Origin of the sequence: Flavobacterium mesophilum, from assembly GCF_039581405.1 — a bacterium.
In the GTDB taxonomy this organism is placed as follows: Bacteria; Bacteroidota; Bacteroidia; order Flavobacteriales; family Flavobacteriaceae; genus Flavobacterium.
Map to the genome: position 1 here is coordinate 969,773 of NZ_JBCPXZ010000002.1, position 24,465 is coordinate 994,237.

Annotated in this window: 21 protein-coding genes; 12 read left to right on the forward strand and 9 right to left on the reverse strand. The window is 34.2% G+C overall.

Annotation, left to right across the window (positions count from 1 at the left end; translation table 11 throughout):
- Nucleotides 1-84: 84 nt before the first annotated feature.
- The 4 genes from AAYQ19_RS08615 (at nt 85) to AAYQ19_RS08630 (ending at nt 5,520) form a co-directional block, all read left to right on the forward strand.
- Complete coding sequence (locus tag AAYQ19_RS08615) at nt 85-2,244, forward strand: TonB-dependent receptor (protein ID WP_343535831.1); 2,160 nt, start codon at nt 85-87, stop codon at nt 2,242-2,244.
- Between the two features lie 3 nt (nt 2,245-2,247).
- Nucleotides 2,248-3,846: a PepSY domain-containing protein gene (locus AAYQ19_RS08620; protein WP_343535832.1), complete on the forward strand. Its 1,599-nt coding sequence runs from the start codon at nt 2,248-2,250 to the stop codon at nt 3,844-3,846.
- Nucleotides 3,847-4,045: 199 nt separating this feature from the next.
- Complete coding sequence (locus AAYQ19_RS08625) at nt 4,046-4,612, forward strand: DUF2306 domain-containing protein (RefSeq protein ID WP_343535833.1); 567 nt, start codon at nt 4,046-4,048, stop codon at nt 4,610-4,612.
- The gene (locus AAYQ19_RS08630; RefSeq protein WP_343535834.1) at nt 4,609-5,520 is read left to right on the forward strand and encodes a YARHG domain-containing protein; all 912 of its coding nucleotides are present in this window, start codon (nt 4,609-4,611) and stop codon (nt 5,518-5,520) included. The genes AAYQ19_RS08625 and AAYQ19_RS08630 overlap by 4 nt, the downstream gene beginning before the upstream one ends.
- Nucleotides 5,521-5,567: 47 nt before the next feature.
- Here the strand turns inward: AAYQ19_RS08630 and AAYQ19_RS08635 are convergent, their stop codons facing one another.
- The 3 genes from AAYQ19_RS08635 to AAYQ19_RS08645 form a co-directional block, all read right to left on the reverse strand.
- Nucleotides 5,568-6,230, reverse strand: coding sequence for a TrmH family RNA methyltransferase (locus AAYQ19_RS08635; RefSeq protein ID WP_343535835.1), 663 nt, complete (start codon nt 6,228-6,230; stop codon nt 5,568-5,570).
- Nucleotides 6,231-6,318: 88 nt separating this feature from the next.
- Nucleotides 6,319-6,762 carry a hypothetical protein gene (locus AAYQ19_RS08640; protein ID WP_343535836.1) on the reverse strand — a complete coding sequence of 148 codons (444 nt, stop codon included), beginning with the start codon at nt 6,760-6,762 and terminating at the stop codon, nt 6,319-6,321.
- The gene (locus AAYQ19_RS08645) at nt 6,759-7,391 is read right to left on the reverse strand and encodes a hypothetical protein (protein WP_343535837.1); all 633 of its coding nucleotides are present in this window, start codon (nt 7,389-7,391) and stop codon (nt 6,759-6,761) included. Before AAYQ19_RS08645 ends, AAYQ19_RS08640 begins: the two co-directional genes overlap by 4 nt.
- 190 nt (nt 7,392-7,581) lie before the next feature.
- On the opposite strand from AAYQ19_RS08645, the gene AAYQ19_RS08650 reads away from it, so the two are divergent.
- The 4 genes from AAYQ19_RS08650 to AAYQ19_RS08665 all read left to right on the forward strand — a co-directional run bounded on the left by AAYQ19_RS08650 (nt 7,582) and on the right by AAYQ19_RS08665 (nt 13,439).
- Nucleotides 7,582-8,889, forward strand: coding sequence for a BNR repeat-containing protein (locus AAYQ19_RS08650; protein WP_343535838.1), 1,308 nt, complete (start codon nt 7,582-7,584; stop codon nt 8,887-8,889).
- 14 nt (nt 8,890-8,903) lie between these two features.
- On the forward strand, nt 8,904-9,593 hold the full coding sequence (locus AAYQ19_RS08655) for an SIR2 family NAD-dependent protein deacylase (RefSeq protein WP_343535839.1): 690 nt from the start codon (nt 8,904-8,906) through the stop codon (nt 9,591-9,593).
- A gap of 81 nt (nt 9,594-9,674) precedes the next feature.
- Complete coding sequence (gene purB / locus AAYQ19_RS08660; RefSeq protein WP_343535840.1) at nt 9,675-11,021, forward strand: adenylosuccinate lyase; 1,347 nt, start codon at nt 9,675-9,677, stop codon at nt 11,019-11,021.
- A 183-nt stretch (nt 11,022-11,204) separates the two neighbouring features.
- Entirely contained in the window at nt 11,205-13,439 is a 2,235-nt protein-coding gene (locus AAYQ19_RS08665; RefSeq protein WP_343535841.1) for a cation:proton antiporter domain-containing protein, read from the forward strand.
- Between the two features lie 155 nt (nt 13,440-13,594).
- On the opposite strand, the gene AAYQ19_RS08670 is transcribed toward AAYQ19_RS08665, so the two are convergent.
- Both AAYQ19_RS08670 and AAYQ19_RS08675 read right to left on the reverse strand, forming a co-directional pair.
- Nucleotides 13,595-14,233 carry a peroxiredoxin gene (locus AAYQ19_RS08670; protein ID WP_343535842.1) on the reverse strand — a complete coding sequence of 213 codons (639 nt, stop codon included), beginning with the start codon at nt 14,231-14,233 and terminating at the stop codon, nt 13,595-13,597.
- A gap of 112 nt (nt 14,234-14,345) precedes the next feature.
- Nucleotides 14,346-15,257, reverse strand: a complete 912-nt coding sequence (locus tag AAYQ19_RS08675) for an AEC family transporter (protein ID WP_343535843.1) — start codon at nt 15,255-15,257, stop codon at nt 14,346-14,348.
- A gap of 226 nt (nt 15,258-15,483) precedes the next feature.
- Here AAYQ19_RS08675 and AAYQ19_RS08680 point away from each other — a divergent pair, with 226 nt between their 5' ends.
- The 3 genes from AAYQ19_RS08680 (at nt 15,484) to meaB (ending at nt 17,885) form a co-directional block, all read left to right on the forward strand.
- On the forward strand, nt 15,484-15,891 hold the full coding sequence (locus tag AAYQ19_RS08680; protein ID WP_343535844.1) for an Rrf2 family transcriptional regulator: 408 nt from the start codon (nt 15,484-15,486) through the stop codon (nt 15,889-15,891).
- Nucleotides 15,892-15,948: 57 nt separating this feature from the next.
- On the forward strand, nt 15,949-16,590 hold the full coding sequence (locus AAYQ19_RS08685; protein WP_343535845.1) for an NAD(P)-dependent oxidoreductase: 642 nt from the start codon (nt 15,949-15,951) through the stop codon (nt 16,588-16,590).
- Between the two features lie 197 nt (nt 16,591-16,787).
- On the forward strand, nt 16,788-17,885 hold the full coding sequence (meaB, locus tag AAYQ19_RS08690; protein ID WP_343535846.1) for a methylmalonyl Co-A mutase-associated GTPase MeaB: 1,098 nt from the start codon (nt 16,788-16,790) through the stop codon (nt 17,883-17,885).
- A 244-nt stretch (nt 17,886-18,129) separates the two neighbouring features.
- Here meaB and AAYQ19_RS08695 read toward each other — a convergent pair whose 3' ends face one another.
- The 3 genes from AAYQ19_RS08695 to AAYQ19_RS08705 form a co-directional block, all read right to left on the reverse strand.
- Nucleotides 18,130-19,911 carry an LTA synthase family protein gene (locus AAYQ19_RS08695; protein WP_343535847.1) on the reverse strand — a complete coding sequence of 594 codons (1,782 nt, stop codon included), beginning with the start codon at nt 19,909-19,911 and terminating at the stop codon, nt 18,130-18,132.
- A gap of 216 nt (nt 19,912-20,127) precedes the next feature.
- A complete protein-coding gene (locus tag AAYQ19_RS08700) occupies nt 20,128-20,355 on the reverse strand; it encodes a DUF8828 family protein (protein WP_026727980.1) in 228 nt (75 codons plus the stop codon).
- A 93-nt stretch (nt 20,356-20,448) separates the two neighbouring features.
- Nucleotides 20,449-21,834 carry an MATE family efflux transporter gene (locus AAYQ19_RS08705; protein WP_343535848.1) on the reverse strand — a complete coding sequence of 462 codons (1,386 nt, stop codon included), beginning with the start codon at nt 21,832-21,834 and terminating at the stop codon, nt 20,449-20,451.
- A 189-nt stretch (nt 21,835-22,023) separates the two neighbouring features.
- On the opposite strand from AAYQ19_RS08705, the gene AAYQ19_RS08710 reads away from it, so the two are divergent.
- Nucleotides 22,024-22,542 (forward strand): hypothetical protein, encoded by a 519-nt coding sequence (locus tag AAYQ19_RS08710; protein ID WP_343535849.1) that lies wholly within the window; start codon nt 22,024-22,026, stop codon nt 22,540-22,542.
- Between the two features lie 127 nt (nt 22,543-22,669).
- Here AAYQ19_RS08710 and AAYQ19_RS08715 read toward each other — a convergent pair whose 3' ends face one another.
- Nucleotides 22,670-24,445: a cytochrome-c peroxidase gene (locus tag AAYQ19_RS08715; protein WP_343535850.1), complete on the reverse strand. Its 1,776-nt coding sequence runs from the start codon at nt 24,443-24,445 to the stop codon at nt 22,670-22,672.
- Nucleotides 24,446-24,465: the final 20 nt, after the last annotated feature.

Consider the following 24,465-nt stretch of genomic DNA (forward strand, 5'->3'; position numbering starts at 1 on the left):
TTTAAAAAGTCAAAATTCTACGACTTACAGTTTAGCTTAGGGCCTAAAGCCTATAGCTTACAGCTTTAATTTATATAATCCAAAATGAAAAAAATATACTTTACCCTATTGATCATAGGGCAATGTGTCGTTGCACAAAACAAAACTGAGCAAGACACAATAAAATCGCAAGAACTTGAAAATGTTTTTGTAACAGCAAATCGTACGGCAACTTTAAGAAAAGAAACACCAGTCGCAATCAGTAAATTGACCGCAAAAACGATCAATGAAACCAAAGCTACTGCGGTTTACGAAATCATAAACAAAACTCCAGGTGTCCTAATGGTGAATCTAGGAAACGAACAGCACATGATGTCTATTCGCCAACCTATGACCACAAATGCTTATTATTTATATCTGGAAGACGGATTGCCGATTCGCCCAATGGGAATTTTCAACCACAATGCTTTATTGGAAATAAATCAATACAACCTTCAAAGCATTGAAGTGGTTAAAGGACCTGTTTCTTCTTTATACGGACCAGAAGCCGTTGGCGGAACTATCAATTTAATTTCGATAAAACCACCTGTTGATCCTGAATTCAAATTTGGAATTCAAGCAGATAATTACGGCTACAAAAGATTTCAGGCCGCTGGTGGCGCAACTATCGGAAAAGTTGGCTTTCATATTGCAGGAATTTCAAGTTTACAGGAAAATGGTTGGATGACGTATTCTGATTATAATAAAAATAATTTGAATGCAAGAATTGACTACAACATCTCTCCTTCTACCCGCTTGATCAGCAATACCATGTATGGAAAATATTATTCAGACATGAGCGGCACTGTGAACGAAGAAGATTTTTATAACAGATCTTATAAAAGCACTTCTGATTTCACGTATAGAAAATCAGATGCTTTGAGAACGCGTTTAACGTTAGAACATGACTGGAACGAAAATTCTAGCAGTTACATCACCGCTTATTTGCGTGACAACAAGTTGGGACAAAATCCATCATACGGAATCAAATGGAGTCCGACAGTAAATCCGACAACAGCCAAAGGCGAAGTAAATTCGAATAACTTTAAAAGTTACGGCGCAATTGGGCAACACACCCAAAAATTTGATTTCTTGAACACTAAAATTGTTGCTGGAGCTTTATACGATTATTCTCCGGTCACCTATTGGGCATATGTAATTGATTTAAAAGCCAATTTAAATCCGGGTGAACCAGGGAAACAAACGGTTAATTCGTATGAAATCATTGCCGAACATCCAGATTCAAAACTTTCTGATTATACAGCAGATATTTTCAACACTGCCGGTTACGCGCAAATCAGTTTTAATCCAATTGAAAAATTAGTGGTTACTGTTGGCGGACGTTATGATAATATGAAAGTGAATTATGACAATGCAATTGACCTTTCAACAGGAAGCAAAGTGTACGACAAATTTACTTTTAAGGCTGGAGCCAATTATAATCCTGTAGAATTTGCAGGTTTTTATGGTAATTATTCTCAAGGTTTCGCTCCTCCTGGAATTACTTCGATTTTCAGAGCCAAACCTGGAACTGGCGGTACATCGGGCGTTCCTGCCGAATTTTATTACAACCTAAAACCAGCAGATTTTGATAATTATGAAGTTGGCGGATGGCTTTCTTTCTTCCAAAACAGATTAAATTTTGACTATGCTTTTTATTATATGGAAGGCAGAAATGAATTATTAAACATCAAACTTCCAGATAATTCCACAGATTATCGTTCGGCTGGAGAAACGCGTCACAAAGGAATTGAGTTTGGCGCTTCATACAAACCATCAAGACAATTCAATATTCGTGTTGGCGGAACTTATGCGCAACATACGTATATCGATTTTAAACTTTCAGATAAACCATCAGATCCTATTCAGGATTTAAATGGGAAAGAAATGCCGTCTGCGCCAAAATGGTCAGGAAATTCAGAACTGAGTTATTATCCAAATTGGCTTCCCAATCTAAGAACATCAATTGAATGGCAACTTGTTGGCAGTTATTATCAAGATCAGATCAATACAGTAAAATATGATGGCTACAATATCTTCAATGCCAGAATTGGTTACCAATGGAAAAAAATTGAGGTTTACGGAAACGTGCTGAATCTAACAGATAAATTATACGCCTACAATGTTACAAGAACAAATGTTACCAATGCTCAGCCAACTTACACAGCAGCGGCGCCACGAACTTTTGTATTCGGAATTCAATATAATTTTTCTTTAAAAAAATAAAACATGAGTAAAGAAACAAACAAAAAATCTTCGAAGAAGAGAGATTCCAAATTCATCAAAAAAGTCAAGCAAAACATGTACAAATGGCATCGTGTTATTGGTTTGATTACAATTGTTCCCGTAATTTTTTGGACATTTTCTGGTTTGATGCATCCCTTTATGGCGCATTTTTTTAAACCTGAAATTGCTCATGACAAAATTGAGCAACCCATAATCGATAAAAGCCAATTGCATTATTCTATTCAGGAAGTTTTGCTGAAAAATGAAATATCGCAATTCAAAAATTTCAGAATTGTCACTTTCAATAACGCGACTTATTATCAAGTAAAAACTATTTTTGGTGAGCTTTGGTATTACGATGCTTCTACTGCTAAAAAATTAGAAAACGGAGATCAAAAATATGCTGAATGGCTTTCACGATATTTCTTAGACGATCAAAAAAGCACTATAAAAAACAGTGAAGTCATCACTGAATTTACCTCGCAATACAAATATGTAAACCGTTATTTGCCAGTTTACAAATTAAATTTTGACCGCCCAGATGCTATGCAGGTTTATGTAGAAACTTCATCTAGCAAATTGGCAACTTATAATCCAACTTCCAGACAAGTTTTTATATGGTTTTTCGACACTTTCCACAATTGGTCTTTTATAGACGCAATCAGCAACAACAGCATTCGAATTATTACGATGATTTTCCTGTTGTCAATCATTGGATTTTCTGCCTTGAGTGGGATTCTTATTTATGGCTTGCTTTGGAAACAATTCAAAAAAACAGATAGTGTAGCGCCAAAAAAAGGCTTAAGAAAATACCATCGCCAAATTGGAATTTGGATTTCGCTTTTCACTTTGACTTTTGCTTTCAGCGGTGCGTATCACGCGACTACAAAATGGGCGCCGTATACTTTATCGCAAATGGTTTATGAACCAACTTTTGTTACCAAAGAAATCCCTGGAGCAAATAACAATCTCAATTTAGATTGGAGTCGTTTTCAAAATATTAGTCTAATTACATTAAACGACACGACGTATTACCGTTGTCAATTGCTTGAAAAAGACACGAAAAGATTTAAGATGCCAAAATCTGATTCGAAATGGAATAAAAAAGAAGATCAAAAATCTGAGGTAGTTCACATTAATGCCATAACAAATAAAATTGCACCAAATTTAGATATAGAATATGCTGAATTTCTCGCGTACTATTTTACCGATGGAGCTCCAAAAGCTTCTTGTTGCGAAATGATTGATACATCAGAAGATGATTCGCAACCTTCTTTTGAAAACATAAAATTGCTTGAATCAAAAGTTCTGACTGATTTTGATAGCAGAGAATATGGCTTCGTCAACAAACGACTTCCGGTTGTAAAATTGGCTTATGATACGCCACAAAAAACAACTTATTTTATTGAAACCGCAACATCAAGATTGGCTGCAGTTGTCAGTAATTCAGATCGAGTTGAAGGTTATTCTTTTGCTATCCTTCATAAATTTTTATTTATGGATTGGGCTGGGAAAAACATTCGAGATCTAGCAACTGTTTTAGTAGCGTTGTCTATTTTAATTGTCAGCATTTTAGGATTTATTCTTTTTCTTAAAAAGTAAACAAAGTTTCTGAGGTTCTGAGATGCTAAGGTTCTAAGAAAAAAAACTTAGCAACTCAGAATCTTAGCATCTCAGAACCTCAGAATCTTTTTCTTACATTTGATTTCCAATTAATCTCTTGTAAATAAAATTGAACAAATACCTGAAATCATCGTTTCCGCTTCTACTGACGCTTTGTTTTAGCTTTTTTTTCATCTTGATGATTCAAATTACTTGGCAATATATTCCATTTAGGAATGACGTTGCCTTTCTTCAAATCAAACAAACCGAAGTTTCAGAAATTCCGTTTTACCTTGTCTTCTTTTACACGCATGTATATTCTGCGATTTTTGTTTTGCTTGCCGGATTTACTCAGTTCAATTCGCGTTTATTAAAAAATCAGCCAGTTGTTCATCGAAGCATTGGGAAACTATATGTTTTTACGATTCTTTTTTTGAGCGCTCCGTCAGGTTTATTTATTGGTGTCTTTGCCAATGGAGGCTTTTATTCTAAAATATCTTTTGTGACATTATCCATTTTATGGTTTTACTTTACTCTAAAAGGTTTTTTAACCATAAAAAACAAAAACATAGCACTTCACAAGGCATTTATGTATCGAAGTTTTGCTTTAACATTTTCTGCTGTAACACTCCGTTTTTGGAAGGTTATTCTTGTATATTTGTTTCAGCCCTCGCCAATGGATGTTTATCAAATAATAGCATGGCTCGGCTGGGTTCCTAATTTATTAATCGTTGAATATTATCTTTATAGCCAATCCAAAAAATGAAAAACCTACTTTATTTATTTGTTGCCGTTTTATTATTTTCATGTAATTCAAAAGAGAAAAAAGACACTAAAAAATCGCATCTTTTAGCTGAAAACAAAGAAATAAGAACTTATTTATACGGTTCGTTTGTAGGTTACTCCATGATCGAAGAACGTGATACTACAAAACCAATGATTGAAGAAAATGCTACTACCATCAATATTTTAATCAAAAGAATTACTGAATCAGAAGTAATTGCTCAAAGAATTATAGACGGCAAAAGCAAACCGATAAAAGGTCAAATGAGAAAAACGGGAAATACGTTTTATTTCACGCTCAAAGAAACTGGAGATCCCAAAAACGACGGTGTCTTTAATTTTGAAATTCAAAAAGATACGACACTAGTAGGAACATGGACAGCCAACGATCCAACAAGAGGAGTAACCAAAAGAAAATTTATACTTAGAAAAAGAGAATTTAAGTACGACCCAAATTTGATGCTTCCTGAAGGAGATATGTACATTGATTATGAAAATCCTAAAAAAGTGGAAGCAGAAGAGCAAGAACAGGAAGAAACTGAAAAAGATTCAATTAGTGACGAGGAGGATTATGAATCTCCTTCCGAACTTTTCAGAGCAGCTTCAGGTGCGATCACTACTATTAATTCTTCAACAACAAAATTGAATGAAAGTCAATTAAAGAATTTAAAAAAACTTGATTTAGAAATTCTCAGAAATACTATTTTTGCTCGTCATGGTTATGCTTTTAAATCAAGCACAGTCCGTCAATTTTTTGACTTTGTGCCTTGGTATGTTCCAATTTCAGAAAACGTAGATGCTCAATTAAGCGAAACAGAAAAGCAAAATATTGCATTATTAAAACGTTTTGAAAAATATGCCGAAGATAATTACGATTCTTTTGGAAGATAATTTTCTTTGGACAAAAAAATCCCCAACCGATTAAGTTGGGGATTTTTTTATCTCGGATTATCTTGATAATATCTTGCTTCTATTCGTTTAATATCTTTAATCGAATTTCTAGCCCAGTCTAAACGTTTTACTAGAATTTCTTCTTCAGACAATTGCCATTTCACATCTGATCTTCTCAATCGGTTGGTCAAATTTTGAATGATGATCGCTGCTGAAACCGAAATATTCAAACTTTCAGTAAAACCAACCATTGGTATTTTTAAGAAACCATCGGCATTATCCATGATTTCTTGCGACAAACCTTCTTTTTCTGTTCCGAAAAATAAGGCGCTTGGTTTTGTAATATCGAAATCTTCCAACATCGAATCTTTTTCGTGTGGCGTCGTTGCAATGATTTGATACCCTTTGCTTTTTAAATCAGAAAGGCATCCTGAAACCGAATCAAATCTATTGATGTCTACCCATTTTTGTGCACCAAGAGCAATTTCTTTGTCAATTCTTTTTCCGAAACGCTGTTCAATAACATTTAATTCTTGAATTCCAAAAACTTCACAGCTTCGCATTACCGCGCTTGTATTGTGCATCTGAAAAACATCTTCTACAGCAACTGTAAAATGTTTGGTACGATTTTCCAGAACATGTAAAAACCTTTCTTTACGATTATCAGTTAATATATTTTCTAAAAATTCGAGGTAATCTAAATCAATCATTTTATTTCTGTTTGCGGCAAAAATAAAAAAAAATCAGGTAAGAGGATTGTACTTTTTGAAGTTTAAAAAATCCACTTAAAATCATAAATCATTCTAAGTTCTGATCAAATAAAGGCAAAAAACCTTTTATCGATTCCTTACTTGTTAAAAATTCAATCCCGGTTAGTTTCTTACGTGTAGAATCATCAAAAGTTTTTATTATCATTATATTTTTCTTTTCATCATAATACCCCGCAAGGTTCTCCCATAGTTTTGTTTTAGTTGGCTCAAAATTTCCTATAAATTCGTTTTTCAATTCTTCAAATTGAGCATCAAGATATCCTACAGTTTTATTAAAACTTACATCTAACAGTAAGGAATCTTTTTTTTGAAATAAAAAACTAGCGTTCTCTACATCACTAATCACCTTTTTTTGAATAAAACTTTCATCTGTAATTGTTTTCCCAAACTTATTTTGAACTTTATAATAATTGACTTTTAATTGTCCAAAACAAAAATTACAAACTACTAACAAAACAAATACTATTTTCATTTATTTAATTTTTTATTATCGAGTATATTTTTAATTACATTATATACTACAAAAGTATTCCAATCTTTCTTAAATGAATAACCACGGTTAAAATCCATTGCATTTTCTTTTGAATAAATTGAAACATAAGAAATGTATTTTCTAAGTGCAACATCTTCCCATGGAATTAGTTTTTTTTCTTGCTTTAAAAGTTTCGACACGGAAATAATTACGCCTTCAGGATTAATATTGACTTCTCCAATATTGATAGATTCACCAGCTTCAAATTCCTTTACAAAGGAAGCAACCTGTTTTGCAAAATACAAATTCCAAATTGCATTAATTATTTTAACATAAAGTTCATGGGTTTTATGCTTTTTTATTCCAAGATAACTTTTGATTTTAATCTTTAGAATTTCATCATTAAAATTCTTAATCAATATTTCATATTCTCGTCCAAAAACAAAATGGTATTGATAAAAAGTCACACCATAACAAAACTCCTTTATTTCGTCTGCATTAAAAGATGTAAAGCCATTGCTAGCCAAATACTTATCCTCGAATTTGATAAAATCAGGATGAAGATGAAGTTCTCGCTCATAATTGTCAAACAAACTCCTTTTAATTTTTAGTTTTATTTCTGTTTCCAAGTAAATGCAATTTAATAAGGTCTAAAAATAAGTATTTACTTCAATATTCAATTTTTAAATATGCAATTTAAATTCAATATTTTAAACTGGTATGGTTTAAGTCCGCACTATGCTTAAATCGGTTATTTTTACGAATTCGAACAATTAACTCATTTTCGTTTTTTGCTAACTACAACCAAACAACTTTTTAATGAAACCACATTTTCACAAAATCCTCTTTTTTCTTTTTTTAAGTTTATTTTCCTGCACTGCACAACGAAACGTAGAAATTCCAGTAGGAAACGGCTGGAGCAGCAATTCTGTCAATACCGTAAAATTTAGAAAAAATGCTTTGACGACTTTCAGGGACTTTCAGTTTATCGCTTATTATGACAACGATGCTCGTGTAGTTTTGGGCAAGCGAAAATTAAATTCCACAAAATGGGAAATTGTAAAAACACCTTATAGTGGCAATGTAAAAGATGCTCACAACACAATAAGCATTGCAATTGACGGCGATGGCTACTTACATATTAGTTGGGATCATCACGATACAAAACTTCGCTATGCAAAAAGCAAATCTCCTTTAAGTTTGGATTTAGGCGAAGAAGAATCCATGACCGGAATTGCCGAAGAAAAAGTAACCTATCCCGAATTTCACAATTTGCCAAACGGAAATTTATTGTTCTTCTATCGTTCAGGCGCTTCTGGAAGAGGAAATATGATCATCAATTCGTATTCGATAAAAAACAAAAAGTGGTCTCAAATTCAAAGCAATTTAGTAAACGGCGAAGAACAAAGAAGTGCTTACTGGCAAGCAAAAATAGATCAAAAAGGTACTATTCATCTTTCATGGGTTTGGAGAGAAAGCTGGGATGTTTCGACCAATCATGATATTTGTTATGCGCGCTCAAAAGACGGAGGTTTAACTTGGGAAAAATCAAACGGAGAAAAATATAATTTACCTATAACGATTGCATCGGCAGAAATTGCTTGGAAAATTCCTGAAAAATCAAGCTTAATCAACCAAACTTCAATGACGACTGATGAAAACGGAAATCCTTATATCGCCAATTATTGGAGTGAAAATGGCATTCCGCAATTTCAAATTGTCTATTTAGAAAATGGAATTTGGAAAAAATCAAATACAAGTTTCAGAAAAACTTCTTTTTATTTAGGTGGTGGCGGAACAAAAAAAATCCCAATTTCAAGACCTGATTTATTGATTAAAAAAGACGGAAATAATCGCTATTTATATCTTCTTTTCAGAGATGCCGAAAGAGAAAACAAAGTCTCTGTAGCTTATAGCAATTTAGGAGGAAACAATTCTTGGAAACTAACCGACTTAACAACAGAATCAGTAGGCGAATGGGAGCCAAATTATGATATTTTGCTTTGGGAAAAACAAAAAAAACTTCATATCTTTCTTCAAAATGTAAATCAAGTTGATGGCGAAGGACTCGCAAAATCAGAACCAACAATGGTAAAGGTTTTGGAAGTGAATAAACTGCCGAAATAATACAATTAAGAAAAATGAAAAAGAAATTAGTCGTTTTAACCGGAGCCGGAATCAGTGCTGAAAGTGGCATCAAAACGTTTCGCGACAGTGACGGTTTATGGGAAGGTCACGACGTCATGGAAGTGGCAACTCCCGAAGGCTGGCATAAAAATCAGGAATTGGTTTTGGATTTTTACAATAAAAGACGTCAACAGCTAAAAGAAGTAAAGCCAAATTTAGGACATATTATTTTAGCCGAATTGGAAAAAGATTTCGATGTTTACATTATCACTCAAAATGTTGATGATTTACACGAACGCGCCGGAAGCACAAAAGTTTTGCATTTGCATGGCGAATTACTAAAAGTACGAAGTACCAGAAATCGGGATTTGATTTTAGATTGGACAGAGGATTTATTTACTGGAGATTTGGATGAAAACGGACATCAGTTACGACCACATATTGTTTGGTTTGGCGAAGAAGTTCCTGCTCTTGAAGAAGCAATCGACATAACCGAAACAGCAGATTTTTTTGCTGTAATTGGAACTTCATTGCAAGTTTATCCAGCAGCTGGATTAATTTCTTATACGCCAAGCACAACACCTGTTTTTTATATTGATCCAAAACCAATTGCGATTCCGAATCTTAGAAATAAAGTGGAAACAATCGCCAAATTTGCTTCGGAAGGAGTTGCAGATTTGAGAGATCGTCTAAAATCAATTTAAACATATATAAATGACGTTTTTGATGCCTTCAAATCGCTAAATTCTGTTTATATTTGCACCTTTCGAAAAAACAACATAACAATGACTACTCTAAACGAATTGAATGCTATATCGCCTATAGATGGGAGATATAGAAATAAAACTCAAAATTTAGCCCCTTTTTTCTCTGAAGAAGCTTTAATAAAATATCGCGTTTTAGTTGAAGTGGAATACTTCATTTCTTTATGCGAGATTCCGTTACCACAGCTAAAAGGCATTGATTCAAGTTTATTTGACAGTTTAAGAAACATCTACAAAAATTTCTCAACTGAAGATGCACTTTGGATTAAAGAAACTGAAAAAGTAACCAACCACGACGTAAAAGCGGTTGAATATTTTATCAAAGATGCTTTTGAAAAATTAGGATTGTCTCAATACAAAGAGTTCATTCACTTCGGGTTGACATCTCAAGATATTAACAATACTGCGATTCCGCTTTCTACAAAAGAAGCTTTTGAGCAAGTTTATATGCCAACTTTGATTTCAGTAATTTCGAAATTAAAAGAATTAAGCGTTGAATGGAAAGATATTCCAATGTTGGCACGTACGCACGGACAACCAGCCTCTCCTACTCGTTTAGGAAAAGAGATTTTGGTTTTTGTGGAGCGCTTAGAAGAGCAAATGCGTTTGTTATTCAACATTCCGTTTGCAGCTAAATTTGGTGGCGCAACTGGAAACTTCAATGCACATCATGTAGCATATCCGCAAATCGACTGGAAACAATTCGGAACTAAATTTGTTGAAACTAGTTTAGGTTTGCAACATTCATTCCCAACCACTCAAATCGAGCATTACGATCATTTTGCAGCGTTTTTTGATGGTTTAAAAAGAATCAACAATATCATTATCGACTTAGATCGTGATATCTGGACGTATGTTTCAATGGATTATTTCAAACAAAAAATCAAAGCTGGCGAAATTGGATCATCAGCAATGCCGCATAAAGTAAATCCAATTGATTTTGAAAATTCTGAAGGAAACTTAGGAATTGCAAATGCGATTTTCGAACATTTGGCAGCTAAATTGCCAATTTCAAGATTACAGCGTGATTTGACTGACAGTACCGTTTTAAGAAATGTTGGAGTTCCTGTTGGACATACTATTATTGCATTTGAAGCTACTTTGAAAGGTTTAAACAAATTGCTTTTGAACGAAAGCAAATTTGCTGAAGATTTAGAGAAAAACTGGGCAGTTGTTGCTGAAGCAATTCAGACGATTTTACGTCGTGAGGCATATCCAAATCCGTATGAAGCTTTGAAAGGTTTGACAAGAACTAATGAAGCAATTGACAAAAACGCAATTCATAATTTTATTGCGACTTTAGAGGTTTCTGATTCAGTTAGAGCAGAATTATTAGCGATAACTCCTAGTAATTACACAGGTATTTAAGAAAAACCTAAAATATTTTCCCAAAAAAAGCTATCTTTATCGAGATAGCTTTTTTTATTTAACTCGGAGTTCATAGCCCAGATTGAAATGGAAAGCCTTTTGCTCAAAAAACTATATTTTTTTGAGCAAAAGCTTGAAATGGAAAGCTGGAAATAGCTCCTGAAAAAAAATACCACACTTTATATGATCGCCTTAAACGCCGCTGCAGAAACTACACACCACTTACAACCTTTAATCAGCGACTTGGGATTAATCTTAATGACCGCCGGAATTGCTGTGCTTTTATTTAAAAAAATGAAACAGCCATTGGTTTTAGGATATTTGATTGCGGGTTTTTTGGCGGGAAATCATTTTGACTTTTTCCCATCTATTACTGATATGAAAAGCGTTGAAGTTTGGGCCGAAATTGGGGTCATCTTTTTGCTTTTTAGTCTAGGTCTCGAATTTAGCTTTAAAAAACTAATGAAAGTTGGAGGTACTTCTTCCATAACCGCCATAACCCAGATTATATTCATGACTTTGATTGGCTATTTAGTTGGTCAATGGATGGGTTGGGGAAAAATGGATAGTATTTTTCTTGGCGCAACACTCTCGATTTCTTCCACAACTATCATTATTCGGGCATTTGACGAATTAGGAGTCAAAGGAAAAAAGTTCGTTGGGATTGTATTTGGTGCCTTGATAGTCGAGGATATCGTCGCGATTTTAATGCTCGTTTTACTGTCGACAATTGCAGTGAGTGATCAAGTTTCTGGAACCGCATTATTGCAATCGGTTTTAAAATTGATTTTCTTTTTAATTATTTGGTTTCTAGGCGGTATTTTCATTATTCCGACTATCTTGAAAAAGGCAAAACATTTGTTAAGCGACGAAATGCTTTTGATCATTTCACTTGCCTTGTGTTTAATGATGGTAATGTTTGCTGCCAATGTTGGTTTTTCTCCTGCATTAGGCGCTTTTATAATGGGTTCAATTATTGCTGAAACCACTCAAGCCGAAAAAATCGAGCATTTGATTCAGCCCGTAAAAGATTTATTTGGAGCTGTTTTCTTTGTATCAGTAGGAATGTTGATCAATCCGGTAACTTTGGTTGATTTTGCGCTTCCGGTTTTGATTATCACTTTGGTAACTATTTTTGGAAAATCCCTAAGTTCAGCATTTGGCGCATTATTGTCTGGACAACCTTTAAAACAATCGGTACAAACCGGAATGAGTTTGGCACAAATTGGGGAGTTCTCTTTTATTATCGCGACACTCGGAATGTCATTGAAAGTAACAAGTGATTTCTTGTATCCAATAATTGTCGCGGTTTCGGCAGTTACAACATTCACAACACCTTTTTTAATTAAATATTCTGAATCGTTTGCCTTGTTTTTGGAATCCAAAATGCCAAAAAAATGGGTCAAAAATATTAATCGCTACAGTATGAATGCTCAGGCGATAAAATCTGTCAGTACTTGGCAAATTGTTTTAAGAGCTTCTGTGACTCAAATTATTCTTCATACCATTATTATTACGGCAATCATATTGTTGTCCTCAAAATTCGTCGCGCCTTTGGTGGCAGATACACGATTTGGAAACACGCTAGCTGCTTTAATTACTTTGGTCATTATTGCGCCATTTTTATGGGCACTTTCATTGCGAAGAGTAAAAGTAGATGAAGTCGAAACTTTATGGGCAGAACGAAAATATCGTGGCGCACTTTTAATGCTGATTTTGATCAGAATGAGTCTTGGTTTATTTTTCGTCGGCTTTTTATTGAATATCTTCTTCTCACCTTTAGTCGCTTTTGTGGCCTTGATAATTGCTATTGGAGCTTATCAAATTTTTCCTAAAAAATTAAACGAGCAATATCATAAAATTGAAAATCATTTTCTAAAAAACCTCAACGACCGCGAGAACAAAAAAATCGACAGACGTTATGCCAATTTAATTCCTTGGGATGGCCACATGTCGTTTTTTGAAATTAAAAAAGAATCTAATTTAGTTGGACAAACTTTACAGGAACTGAAAATTCGCGAACAACTCGGAATTAATATCGCATACATCAAACGTGGTGAAGTTATGATACCGATACCGACTAAAACAGAACGTTTATTTCCAGGAGATGAAATTTGTGTCATTGGTACCGATGCTCAAATTGCTGAATTCACTAAATTTCTAACTCAAAATGAAATTGAAGCCCCAACAAAAGTTGAAGAAACCGACATTGTTTTGCGCCAGCTTGAAGTTTCGCAAGACGAATTCATTAAAAAAAGTGTCGGACAATTTAGAGCCAAAACCGACGGAATGGTAGTTGGAATCGAAAGAAATGGAAATCGTATCTTAAATCCAGAATCAAGTTTGATTTTAGAGAAAAATGATATTCTCTGGGTGGTAGGTGATAAAAAGAGAATGACAGCTTTATTGGCTAGATAAGATGCTAAGGGACTGAGGTACTAAGTTACTAAGATGCTAAGGTGCTAAGGTGCTAAGGTTTTATATAGGAAACGCTGATTTTTTTCTAATTGAAAAAAATCAGCGTTATTATTTTTCTGCTAAAGCAAAAAACTTAGAACCTTAGAACCTCAAAACTATTTATTCGGCTGTGGCGTCAAGCGCAAATACGGTTTGATTGGCGTGTGTCCTTTTGGGAATTTTGCCGGAATATCGCTGTCTGGAATTGCTGGCGCAATTACCACATCTTCACCATCTTTCCAGTTTGCAGGAGTCGCTACGCTGTAATTTGCAGTTAATTGTAAACTATCAATAACGCGAAGCAATTCGTCAAAATTTCTTCCTGTTGAAGCCGGATAGGTCAAAGTCAATTTGATTTTTTTATCAGCACCGATTACAAAAACCGAACGAACTGTAAATTTATCACTTGCATTTGGGTGAAGCATATCATATAAATTCGCTACTTTTTTATCCTCATCAGCAATAATCGGGAAATTTACTTCTGTGTTTTGAGTCTCGTTAATATCTTTAATCCACTCTAAATGTGATTGCAAACCATCTACACTCAAAGCGATAACTTTAGTATTTCTTTTTTTGAATTCAGGAACATAATTCGCTACAGTTCCTAATTCAGTAGTACAAACCGGAGTAAAATCTGCCGGATGCGAAAATAAAACTCCCCAAGAATCTCCTAACCATTCATGAAAACTGATTGGTCCTTGTGTGGTTTCTGCCTGAAAATCTGGAGCTATATCGCCTAATCTTAATGTTGACATAATTTATATTTTTTAGTTCCAATAAAATTAACCAAAAAATACATTAACAAAACATTCAAAAGGTAAAAAAAAGTTAAAATTCTACTTTGTCGATATAATTAGTATTTTACTCTTAAATAAAACTAAGAATGAAGTACCAAAAAGCAAGGGTTACAAAGGAAATTGGAATTCCGAAACCAATCATCATACTGCTTAATTTTGGTTTTAATCCGTATGTTGAGGCTAAGATTGCGCCAGTAATCATGGGCGCCATTGCGGTTTCCATCAATGTAATTTTTATGACTTCAGAATGCTGATTAAAAACAAACACATACAGCACAAAAATGATGAAGGGAACTAAAAGCAATTTAAAGAAAAGTCCGAGTCGTAAAAATTTCCAATGCTGGCTTTTTCGATCAAAAGTCAATTGCAAACCAACAGAAAGCAAAGCTAATGGCGTTACCAAACTTCCAATTTTCAGCAATACCGATTGAATATTTTCATTTAAATTATAATCAAAAACGTTCATCAAACATGCCAAAACAAACATTAAAAAGGGCGGAAACAAAATGATCTTTTTGAAAATTCCCAACGCATTTGGGCTTCCTTTAGAATAAAAAGCTGCCGTAAAAACACCAAGTGTTGAAACCACAACAAAAGTTCCCGGCTGATCTACCAAAACAGCAGTTTCTAAACCTTTTTTTCCAAATAAAGCTTCAATAATTGGATATCCAAGAAAAGAACTATTGCTTAATCCTGCTGTCAAAATTAAACAGCCGATCAATTTATTAGACCAACCATTTCTTCTTCCTAAAAAATGAAAAAAGATAAAAGCCAAAATATAAGTAATCCACCCCGCTCCTATTGGAAACAACAATTCACTGCTCCATTTTATCTTCGGAATATGATATAAAGTAATGGCAGGAAGGCAAAAATAAATGACAATCTTATTAAGTGTCTTATAAATATGAGTAGGAAATTGCTTTACATGTTGCAAAACTAAGCCCAGCGAAAGAAATAAAAATATTAGAATAAAGTTGTTCATATCATAAGATCGAGACAAAAATAGTTATTTATATTTTAGTGATTAGTGAAAAGTGATTCCTAATTAGCTTTTTCACAAATAGCAACTACTTATTTTCTTTTGTTAAACTTATAACATCCCAATAAAAGCTAATCACATTTTACATTTCACTAATAACCAAAAACTTAGTTAAAATTTCCTTTCGTATTAAAAAACTCATTACATTTGTAACATATTTTATTACAGTATGCTTTCAGGTAAATTTGCAATAACGATTCACATTCTTACTTTGCTCAATAAATTCCCAAACGATTTTTTATCGTCGGAATATATTGCGGGAAGTATGAACCTCAACCCTGTTTTGGTCAGAAAAGAGATTGCAAACCTAAAAGCACATCATATTGTAGAAAGTAAAGAGGGAAAAAATGGCGGTACAAAATTGGCTGTAGATTCTTCCAAACTGACTTTAAAAGAAATATTTGAAATGACTTTTGAGACTATTGGTTTAGGTTACGCCAAAAATCAGCCAAATCCTGATTGCCCTGTCGGGAAAAAAATCAATCAGAATCTGGATGCTTTATATGCCGAAATGAATCAGAAAGTTAGTGCCCAATTAGAAAATATTTCGTTGGAAGATTTTTCAAACCAATTTTGAAACTATTTTTTTGACTAAAACTGTAACATTTTTTATTACTAAATAAATTTATATATTATGAAAATCGCACTTATTGGAGCTACAGGATTTGTAGGCTCAGCAATTTTAAACGAATTAGCAGACAGAAAACACGAGATTACGGCAATTGCAAGAACTCCAAAAGATACTGACAATGCAAAATGGGTTGCTGCAGATATTTTTAATGTTGATGCTTTGGCAGAAATTTTAAAAGGACATGATACGGTTATTAACGCTTATAATCCAGGTTGGACGAATCCAAATATTTACGATGATTTTTTAGCAGGTTCGAAAGCAATTCAAGAAGCGGTAAAAAAATCTGGTGTTAAACGTTTTATCACTATCGGAGGTGCAGGAAGTTTATTTGTTGCTCCAGATTTGCAAGCGGTAGATACACCTGATTTTCCAAAAGAAATTTTCCCTGGCGCAAACGCAGCGAGACATTATTTGAAAATTATTAAAGAAGAAAAAGATTTGGATTGGGCATTTTTTAGTCCGGCTTTTGAAATGCATGCTGGAACAAAGACGGGAAGAACTGGAAAATACCGTTTGGGATTAGAAAACCCGGTTTTCAACGACGAACAAAGAAGCATTTTATCTGTAGAAGATTTAGCTGTTGTAATTGCTGACGAAACAGAAAATCCAAAACATCACCATGTAAGATTTACGGCTGGATATTAATTTAAGTTGCTAAGATACTAAGGTTCTGAGATTCTAAGCTACTAAGTTTTTTTTGCCACGAACTACACGAATTCACACTAATTATTTTTTACTCATTTCTGAGAATAACAAATTCGTGTGAATTCGTGTAATTCGTGGCTAACTTACTTTTTGAAACTGTTTTTGTTTTCTGTACTTTTACATTAAAAATTAGCGTTTTGTCAGATTTTCACAAACAAACTAGCAGTTTAACTGAAAAAGCTGGAATTTCAGCTCCTGAAATCACCAGTGCGTCGGCTATAAATCAAATTAAAAAAAAACGCCGACAACAACCTTCTGCTTCTGAATTAATATCTGGAATTCTTTCTGGAAACCGAACTGCTCTCAGCAGAGCAATTACGCTTGTTGAAAGCACCAATCCTGAACATACTGAAAAAGCTACCGAAATTATAAACGGTTGTCTGGCTCATGCCAATAAGTCAATCCGAATTGGAATTACTGGCGTTCCCGGAGTTGGAAAAAGTACTTTTATTGAAGCTTTTGGAACCTTTCTGACTAGCATTAGCAAAAAAGTTGCTGTTTTAGCTGTTGATCCAAGCAGTTCTATTTCGCATGGAAGCATTCTGGGTGACAAAACCCGAATGGAAGAATTGGTAAAAGACGAAAATGCTTTTATTCGTCCAAGCGCTTCTGGAGATACTCTTGGCGGTGTGGCGCGAAAAACTCGTGAATCTATTATTTTATGCGAAGCCGCAGGGTTTGACACTATAATTATCGAAACTGTTGGTGTTGGTCAAAGTGAAACTGCAGTTCACAGCATGGTTGATTTTTTTCTTTTACTAAAAATTTCTGGTGCTGGCGACGAGCTTCAAGGCATTAAACGCGGTATTATGGAAATGGCAGATTCTATAGTAATCAATAAAGCCGATGGTGATAATGTAAAAAAAGCCAATCAAGCGAAATTAGAATTCAATAGAGCTTTGCATTTATTCCCGCCAAAAACATCAAACTGGCAACCAAAGGTGACAACTTGCAGTGCCATTACAAAAGATGGCATTTCAGAAATCTGGAATACCATTTCTGATTATTTTGAAATGACTAAACAATCCGGTTTTTTTCAAGAAAAAAGAAATGAGCAAAATCAGTTTTGGATGATGGAAACGATTAACGAACAGTTGAAACAAAATTTCTACAATCAACCGGAAATCATTTCGTTATTGGAACAAAATAAAAAAGCAGTCCAAAATGATGAGATTTCACCATTTGAAGCTGCTTCTGAGTTATTAAAATTTTATTTTGATAAAGTTACAAAGTGACAAAGTTACAAAGGTGCAAAGTTCTTCTATTTGCCTATTTTATCTTAATAATATAAGCTCAATCTTGTCATTCCAACGAAGGAGGAATCTCCACAAGCAGCGCAATAAAGTATATCAATCTTTGTCGATCCAGCAACGAAGATTCCTCCTTCGTCGGAATGACAGAACTGTACAATAACTATCTTAAAAACAACAAAGGCTCAAAGTAAAAACTTTGCACCTTTGTCACTTTGTTACTTTGTAACTATTTTTTACGCAATTTGTACTTACTCTCCTTGTAAAGATTTCCTGCTGTTATAACATGTGCCAAAGCATCTTTTGCTAAATCTTCATTTAATTTTACAGGAATTAAAGTGGTGTCATTTTTGATTTCGAATTGAAGCGGTTTCAAATTTGGTTGCATGATAACCACTTGATTTTCCACTCTAAAGGCGTTGATATCATTAAACTGCATGATTGATCTTCCTTGGATTTTTGGATCTAATTTTGTTAGATTTCTCCCTACCATTGGCGTTTCAAACGGAAGTCCTAAATACCCTAATAATGTTGGTGGAATATCAATTTGGCTTGCTAATCGATCATACACTGCCCCTTTCGCAACTCCAGGCCCCATAATGAATGCTGGAATATGGAATTTATTAATCGGAACTAGATTTTTACCGTATGTTCTGGTATTATGATCCGCGATTACGATGAAAATAGTGTTTTTGAAATACGCTTCTTTTTTAGCCATTTCGAAGAATTTGCCAATTGAAAAATCGGCATATTTCATGGCATTATTTACCGTTGCCGGTTTTTTATCATACGGTTTGATTCTTCCTGCAGGATATTCAAAAGGCTCGTGATTTGAAGTTGAGAACATCAAAGAGAAAAATGGTTTATTTCCTTTTGATTTGAAATATTGATTCGCTTTGGTAACCAAATCTTCATCAGAATACCCCCAAGTTCCTTTGAAGGCATATTTATTCCCATCGGATTCAAAATCGGTTTGATCTACAATATCACTGAAGCCATTTCCGTTGAAAAATGACGCCATATTGTCAAAATTTGCCATTCCACCATAAATAAAACTTGTATCGTATCCTTTTTGTTTAAGAGCATCAGCAAGTGTAAAAAAGCCTTGTTGCGAATTTCCAAGTCTCACGACGCTTTCAGACGGTGAAGGCAAGAATCCTGTCACAACAGCTTCGATTCCGCGCACGCTTCGTGTCCCTGTACAATACAAATTGGTAAACAAAGTTCCTTCTTTTGATAGTTTATCAAACTCTGGCGTTAACGGTTTTCCACCTAAAATTCCAACATATTCTGCTCCTAAACTTTCTTGCAGAAAAATCACCAAATTGTATGGTTTTGCAATAGCTGAATCTGGTTGCTGCACGTGAAGAAACGGAATTTCAGGATCTGTAAAATCTTTTGGTCCAGCAATCATGTATTTTTTTACACGAGCAATTGCTTCGGCTTCCTCCATTTTGCCGTACATCTTTGTGTTTGCTTCGTTCTTGATAGAATAAGCAGCAAAAGCAACAGTGTAAAAAGAATTTAAACCTAACGTATTTGTCAACTGATCTGTAGAAAAAACAGCATTACTTGCATTAATTGGTCGTTTTGAAGTCAAGCTTGAACGCGCGCCAAAGAATAACAAAAAAGCCAATAATGGAAAAACCATCAACTTAAATTTGTAATCTGCTGATGCGGTATGAAAATATTTTTTCCCTTTTTTTAAAGCCAAATAAAGAACAGCTCCCAAAATTAGAAATGCTACAATAATTGAAATCAGATAACTTTTTAAAAGCATTCCGACTACTTCTTTTGGATAAATTAGATAATCCAAGAAAATCTTATTTGGGCGTGTATCGTATTGTTTTACAAAATCTGGTGACGCGATTTCTACAAAAAGAATCAAAAACAGAAATAAGAAACTGTACGTTACCAGAAATTTATTCGTGAATTTAATTGATTTGTTTGGCAGAAAAGTAATTAATACCGCTGGCAGAAAGGACAAATAACAAAGTAATATCATATCCATTCGAAGCCCGATTGGAAAAATATACCAGAAATTTGGTGTTTCGACTACCCTTTCCTTAAAAAGAAAAAATAAAAACAGACGGCTTAAAGTTGTAATCAGCAACCCAAATAATATAAAATTAAAAATGGGTTTTAGGTAACTTAATTTTTTCATTGAATGATTTGGCATTTTTTTCTATTTAAGACGCACTGCAGTGCGTCTCTACTAAGCGCATCTTTACTCCTCGTAACGGTTTATTTCTCTGTCGTAAAAATCATTTGCTTTTTCAATCAAACTTTCCATTTCAGCATTTAATTCTGCTTCATCAAGATCTTCCGCTTCTTCTAAAAATTCAACCTCATCATCTTTTAAATTGATAATGAATCGAGGATAATCAAGGTGAATGATGAAAATATCATCTGGAAAATCAGTATTGTCTCCAAGTAAAAATTTAGGTAATTCCATTTTTTTTATTGTTTAAAATTATTATTAGCCACAGATTTCACAGATTAAAAAGGATTTTTTCTTGCGAAATTCAAGCTTGTTTTATTCTCAAATTTAATTATTTGAATCTGAATTAATGATTAATCTTTTTGTTAAGTAATGAAAACGAATGTACAGAAAAACCGCTGCAGCTGTTAATCCTGCCAAAAGTCCGATCCAGACTCCTTCAGCTTTTAGTTCAGTATGTTCTCCTAAGTAATATGAAATTGGGAAACCAATAACCCAATACGCAATGAAGGTAATGTACATTGGAATTTTCACATCTTGTAAACCTCTTAATGCACCCAAAACCACAACCTGAATTCCGTCTGAAATTTGAAAAACAGCTGCAATTAAAAGCAATTTTGATGCAATACTTATTACTTCGGTATTATCTAAAACCTGACCGCCGTTTTCCATATTTAAGAAAATATAGGGTAGATAGTCATGGAAAGCAACAAAGAAAATCGCAAAAACCGTTTCAAGTATTATGGCAAGAAGAAATATCGAACGTGCCACAACAACCAGTTTTTTATAATCCATCAAACCTCTTTGATTGCTGACTCTGATCATCGATGTTACGCTCAATCCCATTGCAAACATAAAAGTCATTGAAGCCAAACTCAGAGCAATTTGATTTGCTGCCTGACTTGTTTTCCCAATATTTCCGCAAAGCCAGATTGAAGCCGTAAACAAAACCACTTCAAAAAGCATTTGCATGGCTGATGGGAATCCAATACTTACTATTTTTTTGATAGTTTCTTTTTTGATTTCAGAAAAACTGAAATTCTTGAAAAAGCGTTTTAAATCGTCACGTCTTGAAAGCATAATATGCATGAACATGACCAAAAATATTCTAGAAATTACTGTTCCAAGTGCCGCACCGATGATTCCCATTTTTGGAAAAATCCAAATTCCGTAAATCAGCACATAGTTCATACCTACATGCAGTACGTTTGCCATAACCATGGCATACATTGAATATTTTGTCAGCGACATTCCGTCGGCAAATTGTTTGTAACCTTGGTAAACAATTAAAGGAATTAGCGAAAAAGCAACCCAATCCAAATAAGGTTTTGCCAGTTCAATTACCTCAGCCGGCTGTTCCAACATTTCCATTATTGGCTTTGCCAAAACAATAATGCCAAAAAGTGACAATCCTAAAATGGTACATAAAAATAATCCATGATGAAAAGCAGCACGAATTTTAGTGTCATTTTTCTCAGCATCACCTTCCGCAACAATTGGCGTGATTGCCGTTGAAAAACCAATTCCAAGTGACATGGCGATAAAAATCATGCTGTTTCCTAATGAAACGGCGGCCAACTCAGTGCTTCCTAATTTTCCAACCATAATATTGTCGACAATACCAATTAAAGTATGTCCGACCATTCCTAAAATTACAGGATATGCTAGTTTTAAATTATATGAAAACTCCTTTGTGTACTGCTTTAAATTCACTTCTCATTTATTTTGTCGGCAAAGATAATCAGAAGCTCGGAATTCTGTCCTATCAATAAAAAGATATCCCATTTTTAAGGCAAAATTAAGCACACCCTAATATTATGTAACGATTTTTAAAAATTATATAACAAGCTCCAAAGCCCTTGATTATACTTTTACAATATTAATAATTCAAATATATAAGCCATGAGAAAAGTACAGATGATATGCCTAGCTGCTTTTGCATTTTTATTCGCCAACACTGCTTTCGCTCAAGAAAGCGAAACAAAAAATTACGATCAGGGATTTAGATTAGGTTTCGGTATCAACGGAGGTATTCCAACAGATAACGATTATGACTGGTCACTTGGCGGAGATGTTCGTTTACAATATGATTTGTCGAAAAAAACATCATTGACCTTGACAACGGGATTTACCAATTTGTTTATGGGAAAAGATGAACTTGGAAATGACGTAAAAGACCTTGGATTTATTCCTGCAAAAGCTGGTTTTAAAGCTTTTGTTTTGAAAGATCAGTTTTATGTTTTAGGTGAAGTTGGTGCCGGTTTTGCAGTAACAAACGGTTATGACAAAACGACTTTTTTATGGGCGCCAGGAATTGGATACGCAAACAAATACATTGATTTGAGCGTACGTTACGAAGATTATCACGATTTCAAAACCAACCAAGTAGCATTGCGCGTTGCTTATGGTTTTGACTTATAAAAGTTAAGGTTTAATTTATTTTTTTGTTTTTGGTATGAACCCGGCAGATCGCACAGTCTGCCGGGTTTGGTTTTTTATACAATGGATAATTCAGAATTGATAATTGACAATTATCAATTATCAATTATCAATTATTATAATATTTTTTATCCGTAAGTGTTTTCATAAAAGCAATCAATTGTTTTTTCTCTTGATCAGATAAATTCAGTTTGTCTTCGGGAAGCGTTTGATTTGGAACATCAAAACCTTTTCCTAAACCGCCTCCTTCGTTATAAAAATCGATAACCTCTTCGAGCGTTTTATAAACTCCATTATGCATGTATGGCGCTGTAAGTTCAATATTTCTGATTGTTGGTGTCTTAAATGAATTTTTATGAATTGTGGCTTGAGTTATCACAAACTTTCCTAAATCGCCGTCGAGTTTTTTATTTCGATCTGGAACGCCCAAAATCTCACTTTCGGAACGGTCGAAATTTGGTGGCACTGTACCATTTGTCAGTGGAATAAAATGGCAAGTCGCACATTTCGCTTTTCCGGCAAATAAATTAAAACCCGCTTTTTCATCTGCTGTAAAAGCAGTTTTATTTTGCATATAACCATCAAATTTAGAATCGTAGTGACTCAACGAGCGAATGTATGACGCCAATGCATTTTTGATTGCAAATTCGTTTATTTCTCCTTTCGGAAAAGCTTTCTTAAAAGACTTTACGTATTCGGCATTCTTCTGAATTTCTATAGCAGATTTTTCCAATGAACCGTGCATTTCGTTTTCATTTTTAATAACCGCGATGGCTTGATCTTCAAGATAACTCACTCTTGAATCGGCGAAAAAGACACGCTGAAATGCAATATTTGAAAGTGTTGGTGTATTGCGTTGCAACATCGATTTACCGTCTAATGAAACCGCTCTTTCTAATCCGTCAGTAAAAGCTTTTTCCGCATGATGACATGACGCACACGAACGTGTATTGTTTCCTGATAAAATGGGATCATTGAATAACTTTTTGCCTAATGCGATTTTTTCAGGTGTGGTTTTATAATCGGGAAAACCTGAAAAAGCTTCGGGATCAAAGGCGTCTTTATCAAATAAAGTCTGAGCCGTAACTTTTAAGCCACGCTGTTCTTTCATTAAAGAAATTCCCAATTCAGACTGCGTTTTAAAAAGCCCTTTGCTTAGCGGATTCAAAATTTCTTTGATAAAATAAGCGCGATCAAAAGCATTAAAATTGGTATTTGATTTTAGATAATTTTTCCCTTTTTCCAAAGTTTGAAGTACTTCTTTCGAATTTGAAACCGACTGATCTTGCAGATAAACTTGATAATATTTTTCAATCGTTTCTAAAGACACCAATGCTTCCGGAAGCGAATTCAAAACCACCGGCGAATCAAAACCTGTAATTCCGAGTGTGATAATTCGGTATACTTCTAATCGCATAGCGTCGAAAACATGAGCATCGGTCAATTCATTCGAACTTGAAACTTTTTCCAATCGAGTCAAATTTGCTTCTAAAACTCCCAATTCCTGAACTAATTCTCTTTTGTTCTTTTTGCTGTATTTCGGAAAAACCAATTCTTCAACAACCTGAAATCCTTCGGGTGGCACAGTTACTTTATCATTTTCTTCAAACTCACTAATTGCTGGCCCGTTGATGGCTTTCGAAACCGCAGGTGAATAATATTCACTTATCATTTCAACTTTCTTATACGCTTGATGCGCTTCCAGAAATTGCCTCTGAATTTGAACTTCTGTCGAATCTTCTTCAACAGAATATTTCAGTTTGGCCACTTTTTCAATAAGCGAACTAATATCTTTTTGGAACAATTCATTTACTTCCTGATGTTTGCTTTTTTTCTGACAGCCAATTAATGCCGTCAAGAACAACAAACAATATATTTTTTTCATGATTTTATGACAATTAAAAA